Origin of the sequence: Bacillus sp. FSL R5-0585, assembly GCF_038004545.1 — a bacterium.
GTDB classification, from domain to species: Bacteria; Bacillota; Bacilli; order Bacillales; family Bacillaceae_G; genus Bacillus_A; species Bacillus_A cereus.
Genome location: NZ_JBBORJ010000001.1, coordinates 811,180 through 826,679, shown reverse-complemented (window position 1 = coordinate 826,679; position 15,500 = coordinate 811,180). Strand labels below are relative to the sequence as shown.

Sequence of the window (15,500 nt, the reverse complement as noted above, 5' to 3'; positions counted from 1 at the left end):
TTATACATTCGTTTTTGACGTTTCTTCTTCATCTTGAACACCTAATAAATTTTGCCATTTTTTATACGGAGCGCTATTTGGATCTACATATCCTTTTGCATGCGAGCGATCCCACAATTGTTTAATAAACATTTCTTTCTCTTTCTTTGCCACCATATCGGCACCTGTACCGTAATAGTTCTGGAAATACAACTCGATTTCATCAAGGAATAGTCTTAATAATTCATCTGATGTTTCTTCTAACGTCGGATCATACTTCGCTTCACGGTCATACATTAAAATCATATCTAAAAGATTGTGGACATGTTCTTTTCTAAGCCATCTTACATCTTGGGCTCCTAATACGAACGGATGTGTATATAAATGTCCACCTTGTATCATCGCCTTTTCTTGCTCTTCTTCAAATCGTGACAAGATGTTTTCATAAATAAACGGATTATGAAGCAACGCTCTGTGTAATTTATAACTTTCGCTTGAAATATTTTTCCCCATCGACTGAATTAAAAAGCTACGTCCTACACCGTTATATTGATACACAAACTGTCCATCAACAGCAACTAAACTAATCCAGCGATACATATATGCGTATAGTAATGCACGATTACATTTATCATAATCTAATTTTGTTTGAGTCGCGTTTAAATCTGGCATAAAGGCTGGTAAATGCCAATACTTATCTAAATGCGGCGTTAAACTAGATTTTTTACTATTTAATTTGTTTACACGGCGATAATACGATTGGAAATAGTCACCTTTATCATTCATAAATCCATTTGAAATATGTCCTGATGATAATTTAGGAAAGTCTTGCAGCGATAAGCCGTAATGCGCTCGATAACAGATCACTTCAAATGGCGAAAAGGCTTCATGTACTGTATCTTTTTCTTTAAACATTTCTTGAATTAATTCCTCTTGCAACTCTTTCTTTAAAGAAGGATGTATACCCCAATATTGTAATTCCCTATGATGAGCAACTTTCGGAACGAATGGACTCGCTAAATGGAACAGGTCTTCAATTTTTTCACGAACGTATTCATCGCGATCACGTTTCTTATAATCTGCTTCTTTTCGCAACGCTTCAATAATATTCAGTTCTAATTTATCACGATAGCGTACTTGCAGTTCGTCATAACAATAGCTCAGTATATGTTCTCGGTAGAAATCCTCTACCTTTTTCGACTGAATCTCTTCTGTTTTCGCATCACGACAGTATTCCCCGTACAAACTCATATAAATTTCCGCTGATATATCTTTCGGTAGTACACCTAAATTTAAATGTTGCTGCATATCTTGCCATATCTTTTCTTGCAGCTGTTCCTCAGCTAATACATATACATTCGTCGGGTTTGTTTTCCCTTCAAATTCCTTACTGCGCTTTTGGATTTCAAACAGTAAATTTTCACGTGTTTCATGTAAATTATCAAAAAATCTTTCCCAATATTGAATCATTTTATTAACTGCTTGATATAGCGATTGATATACAAGTTCTAATAGCATTTCTTTTCGATATTCATTTAATTTGTGTACATATTGCGTTACGATGTCTTCAAATTCTCTTTTGAATAAACGTTGCTGATTATTAATCATTTTTCCGAACCAGCCTTGTTGTTGAGCAATTTCTACTCGGCGTACAGCCGTTACCGTTCCATCAATATTACCCACATTAAATTTTTTATCGTAATTTTGAATTACATTACGCTTTTGTTCATTATTTTCATGTAGTCGATTCATTTTTTCTACTAACTGCTTTCGAATTTCATATAACATAAAACGTGCTGCTACTGGGTGAACGGGATCTGTTTTCTTTAAAAACCATGTATTTAATTGATAGGACTGCCCTTCAGAGCCACTTGGTGAAAAGCGGTCTGATTCAATCATGTCATATAAAAGTGTCGTTACATGTTCATGTACCCGGCTCGGAATCGCATACGCATATAAACGAACCGCATGATCCACTCTTGCCACTTCACCCTTCATTTGTTCCATCATTTTCAATTTCGTAGCTGAAATTTTACACTCATGTTGCAGACGATTTAATTCCTCATCTTTTTGCACCGTTCGTTGTACATAACTTTCTACAGCTTCTAAAAAAAGTTTTGATTTCGCAACTCCGAGCTTACCACCCTCTGCTCCTTCACGTGTTTCATTGTACATTTGTCTATAGAAAATATGAGCTTGCTCTGGACGGGTAGCAAGATGCTCCAAGTCCTCTAAATAACTTTTACCTCTCTCCGGTTTTTCACGTTGCATCCCACGTTTTACATCTTGATCGTATCTTTGCTTCTTCTCTTGAAACAGTTGATCTAAATGAAGCCACGATTCATCTAAACCTTGCACAGCCCATTTTAAAGCACAATATTTTAACACATGTTCATATGGATAAATGAGTTTTGCCGTTCCTGCCCCGCAATATCGTCCTTTTCCGCTTGATTCTGCTAATTGCTGAATTTGATTGTCTTCCTGTGCAAAATGACTTGTGGACATCGGGCTAAATAACTGTAAATAAATTGTATTTGCCATCTGTTCCATATAGTCTGATAAATTGTGTAAATGGTGTCCATGTAGGTTTTCGTAATCGTATAAGAAACAATAATTGTACGGTAAATGATGTTGTTTAATTGTATGATTCGTTCTTCCGTCTTCATCTACTTGATCAGGGCGATACTCTAATTCAATTGTTACACCGCCGCGTTTTGATAATTCTCCAGTAGACCCGAGCGTAATAGCATGTAATTCTTTTAACGATGCATAGCCATTTGCTTGCACCGTTTCAAATTCTTTCGCGCTAACCGTTCTCGTCTTTACTAAAACATCCGGCATTAAAAACGCACCGCGTATTAAAATGTTATGATGCTGCAATTTCTTCCGAAGCATTTCACGTAAATATAAAGCAATTTGCAGAAACATCCCTGAACCTGTTCCGCCTGCTAGTGATGTTACTATAATGACACGCACACCATATTCCGTTTGATCACTTGTAACCGGAAAAATCTTCTCGATTTCTTGCCAAAAAGACGTCAATTTATCTTCTTTCATCGCAGCACGTAACGCTAAACGTGAAATGACGCGTAACTGTCCTGCTCCTTCTGTTAATGGTTTATCAAGTATAGTCGGATCCATCGGAAACCACTCTGGGATCGTTGGATCTCCCGCAATATACTCCCTAGGCGTTTTACTAGAACTTGTTTGTGTCTTAAACTTTCGAATATGATCGAATTTACTTAATGTATTCACATCTGTATCAAATACGTGCATTGCTACCTTTTTCCGGCGCTCTTCAGGCAGTTTTTCATATATTTGATGCGTCACAGTACTACCGATTCCACCTAAACCAATTAATATTGTTGGAACTTGTAATGTCATGTGAACCACCTTCCTATTCTTGCTTGTTTGAAAAAAGGGAAAGAGGATCAATACTCCATCCCCTTCTTATCCCTACCTACTATTCACATTCGTACTTGTAAATCTCTTTACCATATCCCCTATCAATTAGTAAAAGTTCATTTGGATATAGTGTCTTATGTTCCATTCCTACTTCATCCTCTGCTATAAACATTCCATCAATAATCATTCCAACTACTTGTGATTCTTTCGCTACAAAGACAGATTTCGAACCTTTCTTCGCTATAAACGTAACGGATTGCACGGTTTTTCTTTCTGCTCTAAATGGGATACCAAAATAATGGTTCCACCATTTATTTCGAAGTAATTCTGGTTCAGATTGATATAGCCAATCTTTCGCTACCTCTTGATCCCATTCATAATACAGTAGTGCTTTCCGGTGAAATCTTGGCCGAACAATCCATCCTAAAACAATGATTCCTACTGCTAGCAGTAATAAAGTGATAGGAATGACAAACTTAAAAATAAGCGCATATTTTTCATAAAACGGAGCATCTTGAATATGGAATGTTATGTTTTTCTTTACTTCTTGTAACTTTGAATCCTGCATTACGATGGTAGCTTCTACGGTGCCGGTATCTGTAAAATTAAATGTGTCGGAGTAATAGGGACGAGGATAAACATAGATTTGATTTCCATGTTGCTTTATTTCATAATTGATTGATTGTTTAGATGTGACACCAGTAGATTTTAATAGTTTTTTTACAGCTTCTTCTGTCATTAACTTACCATCTAACTGTGGTTGTAAAACAAATGGTTTACTATTCTCTAAATTTGTCACTTTTTCTTCATAATCTTTTGTAACAGTTTGAAGTGATAATTTCGGTTTCTCAGCTGTTTCGATTTTAAATTCTTTCGTCTGTCTATAAAACCCCTTTATATTCATATGAACTTTCCCGCGTACTAACCCTTTACCAAGCTTCGTTTCGTAATAAAACACATGCCTTTTATCGTTCCACTTCATTGCATATTGTTTTCCATCTATTTCTACTTCTGCCTGAAAGTAAGAAGACTGAACTGGCAACTCCGTAGGCTTTGCTTCAATAACAGCAGTAACACCTTCGTACATGTTCTCTACATTTTTTTGACTACTATCATCTTTGTCATAAGTAGAAACCGTATAATTAAGCGCTGGTTCAACTAATACTTGTAGTCCTTCTTTCTCAATGTCCTGATCCACTTCTATCGTATAAGTTCCTGGTTTAATAACTTCCTCATTTTCCGTACTTATATGAACTATATTTCCGAACAATTTTGCTTCTCCTGGTGCATGTATGGAAAAAGAAGATTGTAATTGTAATGGTTTAGAAATTTGTGTGACCTGATAATCGGGCAGAGAAGGCGATTGTCGTACAAGCGTCATACGCTTTAACGGAAATGGTGTTGTAATCTCTACTCTTTTCCCCACTACTTTCGTTTTTACAATCGATTCAACAGAGGAGAATGGATCACGATTTGCAACTAATGCTGCCACTTGATTTACACTTTTTACAATGCCATCTTCTCCGCTTGACGGCATCGTAACACCATTTATCTCTTTCTTCCATATTTCCTTGAACGTATTTAGTTGTTCTTTTTCTTGTTGTCCTAAATCTTCTTCCATCGTAATTAAGACTGGATGTAACGATATCTTTTTTGTATCCATTTCTTTCTTAAACTGGGCTAATTTCTGCAAAATTTGTTCTTTTCCGCCAACCTTATCTTTCTCTAAATCATTAAATGCCCCGTCAGTTAATACAATAAGCCAAAATTCACGTTTTCCATCTATATCTGCTTCCTTTTTTATAGATTGCATCGCCGTTTCTACCGCGCTAAATGGAGTATTTAAATACGTTTTCCACGCTCCAATTCCCTCAATTTCTGTTTGCCTTTTATCCTTCGTTAACGAAATGTTTAATGGATCATTCGGCTTACTCATTGGAACGTAAGAAAATTTATCTTTTTCATCCAATAGCGCAACTAAACTTTGCAAAGCATAATTGGCATATTTCCAGCGATCGTTATTTCTCATGCTGCCCGAATCGTCATATACAAGTGAAACGACCCTTTCCTTTGCCTCCTCTCCTTTTGCAAAAGCTGATAAAGGTAAACATATAAATAGAAACAACATGAACGTGGCACAAATTCGGATTTTCATGATGAGGCTTCGCCACCTTTGTAGACAAATTCCTATGTTTAAATTTATGAGAGGAAACAAGATATATGACTTGTATTTTAGGACAACTAACCCACCATAACCTTATTATGTAAACAGATCATACACTTGGTAATATTCCTTCTAGCATTCTCTATCCAATTATATAAGTAAAAAAGCCTGTTTAAGCTCCACGCTTAAAACAGACTTTTCCTACTTTTTATTTTAAAAACACATAACAAAAAGTTTGATTTTTGACTTAACACATCACTTCTATTGTAAATCCACCAGGTGCTTCAATATAAAACGTATACGCATGGGCATGCTTAGGAGGCTCGACCAAAAATCCATCTTCCTTCAATCTTCGATTTATCTTGTCTACTTGTTCTTCACTTTCTTGTGGAAATCCTACATGAAATGTTTTTGGATACTGAACTTCTTTCCCTTTCATTAACGTTAGTATAAATCCATCATTATCACGCATAACTGCAAAGGCATTCCCCCTTGTTCCACTACAAGTTAAGCCAAAATACTTTTCTAAAAACTCTCTTGCAGCTACTACATCTGCAACTGTTAAATTAAGATGTTTAATTCCCAATTCATCACCTTCTTTCTTAATTTTCTAACATTTTATCATACAATTAAAAAACACGCCTTTCACAGCGTGTTTCATTGCTTTACATACACTTCAACAATCGGATTCTCTTTATGATCCGCATGCAAGCGTATATTCTCTTCACCTGTATTATAAATACTAGCTAATAACATTATCGTTAACACATTAGGTGTCTTCGCATCACTTCCGTATTTTCTCTCAAGCGCTTCCTTATATTCAAAATCTAAATCCCCCTGCACATATGTATACACTTCAAAACCATCTTCTAAATTGCAAACTACTGTATCAATAATATCTGTCCCTACTTGCTTCTTCATTTCCTCTCGTAACGCTTCAATAAAATCTTCCCATGGTACTTCGTATGTCTGAAACTGATCTGTAGATTTCATGCCTTTTCCTCCTTATATATCCTCTTCTTATATTTCCCCTTTCCTACAACAATTATGATAGATAGGGCATTCGTACAAGCCGCACTTGTCCCCCTTACATATCGTATTACTGTAATGCGGAAGGAGGAAAGAACATGCATAGACAAAAATGTTATGATACATGCCGACGTTACTTCGGAAAAGTTGTTCGGATTGAAGACCGTGATGGCCGTATACATTTAGGTAAAATAATCGATGTGACACAAAACTCTGTATGGATTGAACCGGTGCAACAGCGCTCATCTTTTGATTCAGGGTTCGGATACTACGACGCTTATGCAAACGGTGGTTGTGACCTTTGTGGAGGCCTTAGCAGGTGTGATAGTTGTGGATTCGGATGCGGTGGTGGATTCAGCAGCTGCGGATGTGGTGGTCGTGGTTGTAGTAGTTGTGGTTGCGGCGGCTGGGGAGGCGGCGGTTGTGGCTGGGGTGTTGAACTCGGATTTGGTTTCATCTTCGGAATTACATTAGCTGCATTATTTTTCATTTAACATAGTAAAGAGTTGGCTACCTTTAGCCAACTCTTTTTCTTTATTTTTCACATATAAAAATACGATGCCCTAAAATGTGTTGGTACATAAGCCGTACATTTTCATGCTGTGCCCACGCCTCATATAACTCATTCGGAATATGTGAGGATACATTCCATTCTGGCTCTTCTACAGAGCCAGAGATTGTTTCTGCAATCGTGCCACCACCCGCAATTGTAATTCTTTTAAAATTTGCTTTCTGAAATAATTGTACCCACTCATTCTCAGTTAACAGTTCTTTCATACCATATAATTGGGCGATTTTTTCTTCCTCACCCTTATCAATGTGCCTATCAATAATCATTTCAATGACAACAAGCTTACCGTCCTGCTGTAATACACGATAACACTCCGAGATAACCCTTTCTTTGTCTGTAAAAGCGATGATTGATTCTCCAAGTACGAACTCAAATGAGTTATTCAAACACGGTAAATTCTCTACATTTCCTTCAATTAATTGTATATCTAACCCTTCAAACAACCATCTATCTTTTGCCTTTTGAATCATAATTTCATTCTTTTCAACCGCTGTTACTTTATAACCAAATTCCCTTGTCATATATGCCGCTGTTTTCCCCGTACCGCAACCTATCTCAAGGACATTCGCTCCATATTTAAAAGGCAGTTGTGCTAACAATTGTTTTGTTAACGTAAAACCACCAGGATGAGCACTTCCTATTCCGTAATAAGCTAGGAAATCGATGTATGTGTTTCGTTTCATGGGATTCTCCCTTTTTTATTTTATATATTCGAGGACGGAAGAAAAGTGCATAGAAAAAGGGGGCGTATTGTACGCCCCTCATCTTATTTATCCTCTGTAATATATGCCCATTTATAGCTGTAGTCTCCACCAACTGGATGGTGAACAATACCTTTTACTTTCTGTCTTTGAACGATAGCATCACCACGTTGATATAATGGTGCAATTACAGCATCATCAAGTAACATTTTCTCAGCTTTTAGTAAGCTATCCCAACGTTCTTTCGTTTTCGTTAATAGCTCGCCTTTACCTTTTTCTACAATTTCATCATATTTTGGATTTGAATATCCAGTTTGGTTATGAGGACCATTTGTAACGAACATATCAATGAATGTCATTGGATCTAAGTAATCAGGGCCCCAACCAGCGTAAGATAAATCATAATCTAAATCTGATTCTAATTTTAACTTTTGTTTAAACGGTTGATTTTTCAAGTTCACTGTTAACCCTGGTAAGTTTTTCTCAAGTTCTCCTTTTAAGAACTCCCCTACTTTTTTCGCATTATCGCTATCGTAGTTTAATAGCTCAATCGTTACTTGCTCTTTTCCAAGTTCTTTTTTCGCTTTTTCCCAATGCTCTTTTGCTTTTTTCACATCTGTTTTTAAAATATCTCCGTTATCTTTACGGAAGTCTTTTCCATCTGGACTCTTCGCAAATTCTTTTGGTACTAAGTAATCTGCCGGTGTAGATCCGTCATTTAAAATAACGTTCGTTAAGCCTTTTTTATCATATGCCTTTGCAATCGCTAAACGTAAATCTTTGTTTTTTAATACTGTATCTTGCCCACCACGTTTTTGGTTTAAACGTAAGAAGAACGTTGATGGTGTTTTTTGTGTATAGAAGTCTGGATTTGATTTATATTTGTCAACCATTTCAGATGTAAGTCCCGCACGATCGATTTGTCCACTTTCATATAAGTTTACACGTGTACCGCTATCTTTTACTACGTTAAAGTTGATTTCATCTAACTTAACTGTTTTATTATCCCAATATTGTGCATTTTTCTTTAATTTCCATCCTTCTTCATGTTTCCAGTCTGTTAATGTAAATGGTCCGTTGTATAACGTTGTATCTGCTTCTAAACCAAATTTTTCACCTTTTTCTTTTACGAATTTTTCATTTAACGGATAGAATGTTCCGAATGAAGTTAATTCTACAAAGTAAGGAACTGGATTTTCTAATTCTACCTCTAATGTGTAATCATCTACAGCTTTTACACCTAACGTATCAAGTGGTGCTTTCCCATCATTAATTGCTTTTGCGTTCTTTAAATCAAACATAATGTATGCATATTCCGCTGCTGTATTTTTATCTACCGCACGTTTCCAAGCAAACACGAAATCCTTCGCTGTTACAGGGTCTCCATTTGACCATTTTGCATTTTTATTTAATGTAAATGTATACTTTTTACCATCATCACTCTTTTTATATGATTCAGCAACCCCTGGAGCTGCCTTATTATCTTTATCAAGTCGATATAAACCTTCCATTACGTTGTTTAAAGCTAGAAACGATACTTGGTCTGTCGCTTTAGCAGAGTCCATAGATGGAATCTCTTGAGACTCTGTTAAATTAAGCACTTGCTTCGCCGCTAACTTTCCGCCTTCTTTTTCACCACTTTTCGGTGTTGTGCTTGCCTTCTCTTTATCTCCTGATCCAGAGCAAGCTGTTAATGCCATACTCATTACTAAAACTGGTGCTACGACCGCTGTCAATTTTTTCATCTTTTTTCTCTTCATTTTTTTGTACCCTCCCCAATTATATGTACGATATTAACATTTAGAAATTCTCTACTAACTTTCGTTATCAGAAAATTCTTATTAATTAATATTCTACTGTTTTTTTAGATTTTGTAAAGTATTTTTGTAAATTTCTAAATATTTATTTTTTTATTATAGTAACTTGCTGTTTTAACTACTATATGAATTATCCCCCGTCTACTATATGTAAACATCCCTTCCCTTATTCCAATCTATTACTACGTTCTATATTTTTCTTATTAGCATGAGGTCTCTTACTATCATTCATCTGTCTTACTACTTACTGACCTCTCTATTTTCCTCCGATAGAACCTTCCTAATTACCTACCCGATTCTCAATAGGCTAACGAGATTTATTCCCTTATGCATACTAAAAAGCATTTCAAAAGCAGCTCAGCCACTTTTGAAATGCTTTCACTTTATTTTTTTCCGCCATCCTCAGTTACATACGCCCACTTAAAGCTATATTCTGGACTGATGTTATGTTTCACAATTCCTTTTACATTCGGTTTCATTACGTACGATCTTCCTGTTTGATATAAAGGAACTAACCCTGCATCTTCTTCAAGGAATAACTTTTCAGCTTTCCCTAACGTTTCCCAGCGTTTTTTCGCATCACTCATTAATTCATTACCTGCTTTTCCTACCATTTCATCGTATTTTGGATTTGAATAACTCATTTGGTTGTACGGGCTCTTCGATTCAAACATATCAATAAATGTCATTGGATCCGCATAGTCTGGACTCCAACCTGCATAAGAAATTTCATAATCTTGCGCAGTTTCTAATTTTAATTTTTGTTTGAACGGCTGAATTTTTGTATTAATCGTTACACCTTTTAAATTTTTCTCAATTTGATCTTTTACATAGTCAGCAATCTTTTTCGCAGTTCCATCATCATAACTTAGCAATTCAATTGTAACTTGATCTTTTCCAAGTTCTTTTTTCGCTTCTTCCCACGCTGCTGCTCCTTTTTTCGGATTATATTTCAGACCATTTTTAAATGTATCTTGATAATCTTTACCATCTGGCCCTGTCGCAAGTCCTTTTGGAACCAATTGATCTGTTGCTTTTGATCCATTATTTAAAATTACATTTGCCAATCCTTTTTTATCAACTGATAATGCAATTGCTTCACGAAGTTTTTTGCTCTTTAAAGGCGTGTCTTGTCCGTTACGTTTTTGATTTAAACGTAAGAAGAATGTACTTGATTCCGCATACTCACCATATTCTTCTTTGTTCGATTTATATTTATCTACAAACTCTCCTGATAGTAATGTAAAATCAATTGATCCTGTATCATATAAGTTTACTTTCGTTGCAACCTCTTTTACTACACTATAGTTAATTTCTTCTAATTTCACAGTCTTTTTATCCCAGTACTTATCATTTTTCTTCAGCTGCCAACCTTGTTCATGTTTCCATGAAGACATAACGAATGGACCGTTATACACAGTTGTATCTGCTTCTAAACCGTACTTATCACCTTTTTCTTTTACGAATTTTTCATTTAATGGATAGTATGATGGGAATGCTAATAAATTTAAGAAATACGGTACCGGTTTTTCTAATTCTACTTCCAGCGTGTAATCATCTACCGCCTTCGCTCCTAATTCAGTTACAGGTTTTTCTCCTTTATTAATCGCTTCCGCATTTTTAATATAGTAAGCAATAAATGCATATTCTGCCGCAGTATTCTTATCAAGTAAGCGCTGCCATGCGAAAACGAAATCTTTCGCTGTTACAGGATCACCATTTGACCATTTTGCATCTTTTCGCAGTTTAAACGTATACTTTTTACCATCTTCACTTTTCGTACTAGACTCTGCCGCAGCAGGAATTGGCTTATTATCTTTATCAAGGCGATATAGGCCTTCCATCGTGTTCCCTAAAATTTGCGCACCTAATGTATCAGTAGATTTAGAAGTATCCATCGTCGGAATTTCTTGGTTTTCCGTACGATTTAATACTTGTTTCGCTGCATATTTAATATCAGATTTTTTTTCTTCCCCACTATTTGATGTAGTAGTCGTTTTCTTTTCCCCACCTGACCCAGAACATGCTGTCAATGCAACACTCATCGCTAAAACTGGTACTACAACTGCCGTTAACTTTTTCATCTTTTTTCTCTTCATTTTTGTACCCTCCCTAATTATATGTACATTACCAACCCTTGAGAGACCCCTTACTAAAGATTCTTTTTTCAGAAAATTACAACTAATGTTATTCTACTCTTTTTTTCGCATTTGTAAATAGTTTAATTTTAAATATTCTGACTTTTTATTCTAGTAGGATTTATCCCCCATCTACTATATGTACATACTATACACCTTATTCTCCTCTATTTAACCATACTAAAAATTAGTATTTTAAGCTCACAAAAAAAGCATTTCAAAGTAGCTAAGCTACTTTGAAATGCTTTTTTAACTCTATTATTTTTCAGTTACATATGCCCATTTAAAGCTAAATTCTGGACTGATATTATGTTTTACTACTCCCTTTACATTTGGTTGTAAAACATAAGAATCTCCACGTTGATATAAAGGTACAATCGCTACATCTTCTTCAAGTAATGTTTTTTCAGCTTTTCCTAACTCTTCCCAACGTTTTTTCGCATCGCTCATTAATTCCGTTCCAGCTTTTTTCACCATGCCATCATATTTAGGGTCAGAGAAGCTCATTTGGTTATGAGAATGTCCAGTCTCAAACATATCTAAGAACGTCATTGGATCTGCATAATCCGGATTCCATCCGCCATACGAAATATCATATTGTTGTTCAGTTTCTAATTTTAGTTTTTGCTTAAATGGTTGAAGTTTAATATTAACTGTTACACCTTTTAGGTTTTTCTCAATCTGATCTTTAATATATTCGCCAACTTTTTTCGCATTACCAGTATCGTAGTTTAAGAATTCAATCGTAACTTGATCTTTTCCAAGTTCTTTTTTCGCTTCTTCCCAAGCTGCAGCAGCTTTTTTAGGATTTGGTTTCAAACCGTTTTTAAATGTTTCTTGGAAATCTTTACCGTCCGGTCCAGTTGCTAACCCTTTTGGTACTAAGAAGTCAGCTTCTTTTGATCCATCATTTAAAATTACATTTGCTAAATTCTTTTTATCAATTGATAGCGCAATTGCTTCACGTAATTTTTTGCTCTTTAATGGCGTGTCTTGTCCATCACGTTTTTGGTTCATACGAATGAAATACGTACTCACTTGTGAATATGTGCCAAATTCATCTTTCTTGCTTCTATATTTATCAACGAACTCTCCATTTAATAAAGCAAAGTCAACTTGACCGCTATCATATAGATTGACTAAAGTCGCAGCCTCTTTAACAACACTAAAGTTAACTTCTTCCAGTTTCACAGTCTTTTTATCCCAATATTGATCATTTTTCTTTAATTGCCATCCTTGTTCATGCTTCCAATCTTTAAGAACGAACGGTCCGTTATAGACAGTTGTATCAGACTCTAAACCGAACTTCTCGCCCTTTTCTTTTACGAACTTTTCATTTAATGGATAATATGATGGGAATGCTACTAAGTTTAAGAAGTACGGTACTGCTTGCTCTAACTCAACTTCAAGCGTAAGATCATCTACTGCTTTTACTCCTAATTCAGTTACAGGTTTTTCTCCTTTATTTACTACTTCTGCATTTTTAATCGGGAATGCGATAAATGCATACTCAGCAGCTGTTTTTGGATCTAATAGACGTTGCCAAGCGTATACGAAATCTTTCGCAGTTACTGGATCTCCATTTGACCATTTTGCATCTTTGCGTAGTTTGAACGTATATTTTTTACCATCTTCACTTTTCGTGCTAGATTCTGCTGCTGCTGGAATCGGCTTATTATCTTTATCAAGACGATATAACCCTTCCATCGTATTACCTAGCATTTGTGAAGATACTGTATCAGTTGATTTTGAAGAGTCCATCGTCGGAATCTCTTGTGTTACTGTTCGATTTAACACTTGTTTTGCTGCTAATTTTTCCCCTGATTTACTATCTCCACTAGAGCTAGAATTTGTGCTTGTCTTCTTATCTCCACCTGATGTAGAACATGCTGTTAACGCCATGCTCATTGCTAAAACCGGTGCTACAACTGCTGTTAGTTTTTTCATTTGTTTCTTTTTCATTTTGTACCCTCCCTAATTCTTAACGATAGCTATTAAAGAATTTTCTGATAATTCTGTTTTTCTCTATATATTTATCAGACGATTCTTACTAATTCTTATTCTACTAATTTTTTAATTTTTGTAAAGTATTATTATTGAAAATTTTTAAAAAATTATTTTTTTACAGTAATATTCATAAAAATTCCATATTTTGTTCAAACCTTATTTCGCATTCATACACATTCGTTGTTTTAATCACTTTCATCTCATTTACCACTTGAATACTTGTTAATTATTGCTAATAAATAATGCATATATCTAAAAACATCTTTTCTACAAAAATAAAAAAGTCAGCAAAGCTGACTTTTTACCCGACCATTTTCTCTCTTTTCATTTCCTCTACTACTCTCGTATACTTCTCATCATCAAATTCATTTTCACTTTTCGCAACAACTACAGTTGCAATACCGTTACCAATTAAATTAACGATAGCACGTGCTTCTGACATGAAACGATCTACACCAAGTAATAACGCTAAACCTTCTAATGGGATAACATTCATTGCAGATAGAGTAGATGCTAGTACAATGAATCCCCCGCCGGTTACTGCTGCTGCTCCTTTAGATGTAACTAACAAAATAGCTATTATAGTTAATTGTTGACCTAGTGAAAGATCGACGTGAAAAACTTGCGCTAAAAATATAGTTGCCATTGATAAATAAATCGTTGTTCCATCTAAGTTAAAAGAGTAACCTGTTGGAATGACTAAACCTACTACCGGCTTCGAACACCCGAAGTCTTCCATCTTTGTCATCATCCGCGGCAGTACTGATTCTGACGATGATGTCCCGAGAACAATAAGTAATTCTTCTTTAATATGCGCTAAATATTTCCACAAACTAAATTTGTACAGTTTACAAATAAAATTTAAAACAATAAAAACAAATAATGCCATTGTCGCATATACACAAATCATTAATTTACCAAGTGGTATGAGCGTGCTTAAACCATACTTCCCAATTGTAAATGCCATCCCACCGAATGCTCCAACCGGTGCTAATTTCATTACAATTGATAAAATGTTAAAAAATACTTTCGATAATCTTTCAAAAAAGTCAATAACCGGTTGTCCATTTTTCCCTAACATCGTTAACCCTGCGCCGAATAAAATGGAGAAGAACAGAACTTGTAAAATATCACCTTTGGAAAATGCTTCAAACATGTTAGACGGCACGATATGTAAAAAGAAATCCATCCATTTCATTTCTTGTCCGCTTTGAACATATTGTGAAACATCTCCGCCCTTTAGTTTTGAGGGATCTAATCCATCTCCTGGACGTACAACATTCGCTACGATGATACCAATAATTAAAGCCGCTGTTGTAACAATTTCAAAATATAATAGTGCCTTCCCACCAACACGGCCTACCTTTTTCATACTTCCCATACTTGCAATACCTAGCACAATTGTTAAAAAGATAATCGGTGCAATAACCATTTTAATCATATTGATGAATGTTTCACCAATTGGCTTCATTTGTTGTCCAACACTCGGCCAAATTGCCCCTACTGCAATACCACAAATAATAGCCACAATAACTTGGAATGTTAAATTCTTTACGATTCTCATTTTTGATACTCCCCTGTATTTTCATTTCTCCCATACTATTTCAATAATTGCTAATGATATATTCTATGTAATAGCCCCCCTGTTATTTAACTTAAACTATAATTTATGTTACACTATTATCTTAA

10 protein-coding genes are annotated in these 15,500 nt (G+C 35.4%); 1 reads left to right on the top strand and 9 read right to left on the bottom strand.

Annotated elements, in window-relative coordinates; genetic code table 11:
• The 4 genes from MKY38_RS04415 to MKY38_RS04400 all read right to left on the bottom strand — a co-directional run bounded on the left by MKY38_RS04415 (position 1) and on the right by MKY38_RS04400 (position 6,541).
• The gene (locus tag MKY38_RS04415) at positions 1–3,363 is read right to left on the bottom strand and encodes a tubulin-like doman-containing protein (RefSeq protein ID WP_000175124.1); all 3,363 of its coding nucleotides are present in this window, start codon (positions 3,361–3,363) and stop codon (positions 1–3) included.
• Positions 3,364–3,442: 79 nt separating this feature from the next.
• Positions 3,443–5,539, bottom strand: a complete 2,097-nt coding sequence (locus tag MKY38_RS04410; protein WP_006928458.1) for a vWA domain-containing protein — start codon at positions 5,537–5,539, stop codon at positions 3,443–3,445.
• Positions 5,540–5,795: 256 nt separating this feature from the next.
• Entirely contained in the window at positions 5,796–6,134 is a 339-nt protein-coding gene (locus MKY38_RS04405) for a VOC family protein (protein WP_000511518.1), read from the bottom strand.
• A gap of 71 nt (positions 6,135–6,205) precedes the next feature.
• Positions 6,206–6,541, bottom strand: a complete 336-nt coding sequence (locus tag MKY38_RS04400; protein WP_000842887.1) for a hypothetical protein — start codon at positions 6,539–6,541, stop codon at positions 6,206–6,208.
• A gap of 134 nt (positions 6,542–6,675) precedes the next feature.
• On the opposite strand from MKY38_RS04400, the gene MKY38_RS04395 reads away from it, so the two are divergent.
• Complete coding sequence (locus MKY38_RS04395) at positions 6,676–7,071, top strand: hypothetical protein (RefSeq protein WP_114555557.1); 396 nt, start codon at positions 6,676–6,678, stop codon at positions 7,069–7,071.
• A 40-nt stretch (positions 7,072–7,111) separates the two neighbouring features.
• On the opposite strand, the gene MKY38_RS04390 is transcribed toward MKY38_RS04395, so the two are convergent.
• The 5 genes from MKY38_RS04390 to MKY38_RS04370 form a co-directional block, all read right to left on the bottom strand.
• A complete protein-coding gene (locus MKY38_RS04390; protein WP_000828241.1) occupies positions 7,112–7,831 on the bottom strand; it encodes a class I SAM-dependent methyltransferase in 720 nt (239 codons plus the stop codon).
• Between the two features lie 83 nt (positions 7,832–7,914).
• The gene (locus MKY38_RS04385; RefSeq protein ID WP_000823441.1) at positions 7,915–9,609 is read right to left on the bottom strand and encodes a peptide ABC transporter substrate-binding protein; all 1,695 of its coding nucleotides are present in this window, start codon (positions 9,607–9,609) and stop codon (positions 7,915–7,917) included.
• Positions 9,610–10,049: 440 nt separating this feature from the next.
• Positions 10,050–11,765 carry a peptide ABC transporter substrate-binding protein gene (locus tag MKY38_RS04380; RefSeq protein WP_000823467.1) on the bottom strand — a complete coding sequence of 572 codons (1,716 nt, stop codon included), beginning with the start codon at positions 11,763–11,765 and terminating at the stop codon, positions 10,050–10,052.
• A 297-nt stretch (positions 11,766–12,062) separates the two neighbouring features.
• Positions 12,063–13,766, bottom strand: coding sequence for a peptide ABC transporter substrate-binding protein (locus tag MKY38_RS04375; protein WP_000730167.1), 1,704 nt, complete (start codon positions 13,764–13,766; stop codon positions 12,063–12,065).
• 346 nt (positions 13,767–14,112) lie between these two features.
• Complete coding sequence (locus tag MKY38_RS04370; RefSeq protein ID WP_001223633.1) at positions 14,113–15,375, bottom strand: dicarboxylate/amino acid:cation symporter; 1,263 nt, start codon at positions 15,373–15,375, stop codon at positions 14,113–14,115.
• Positions 15,376–15,500: the final 125 nt, after the last annotated feature.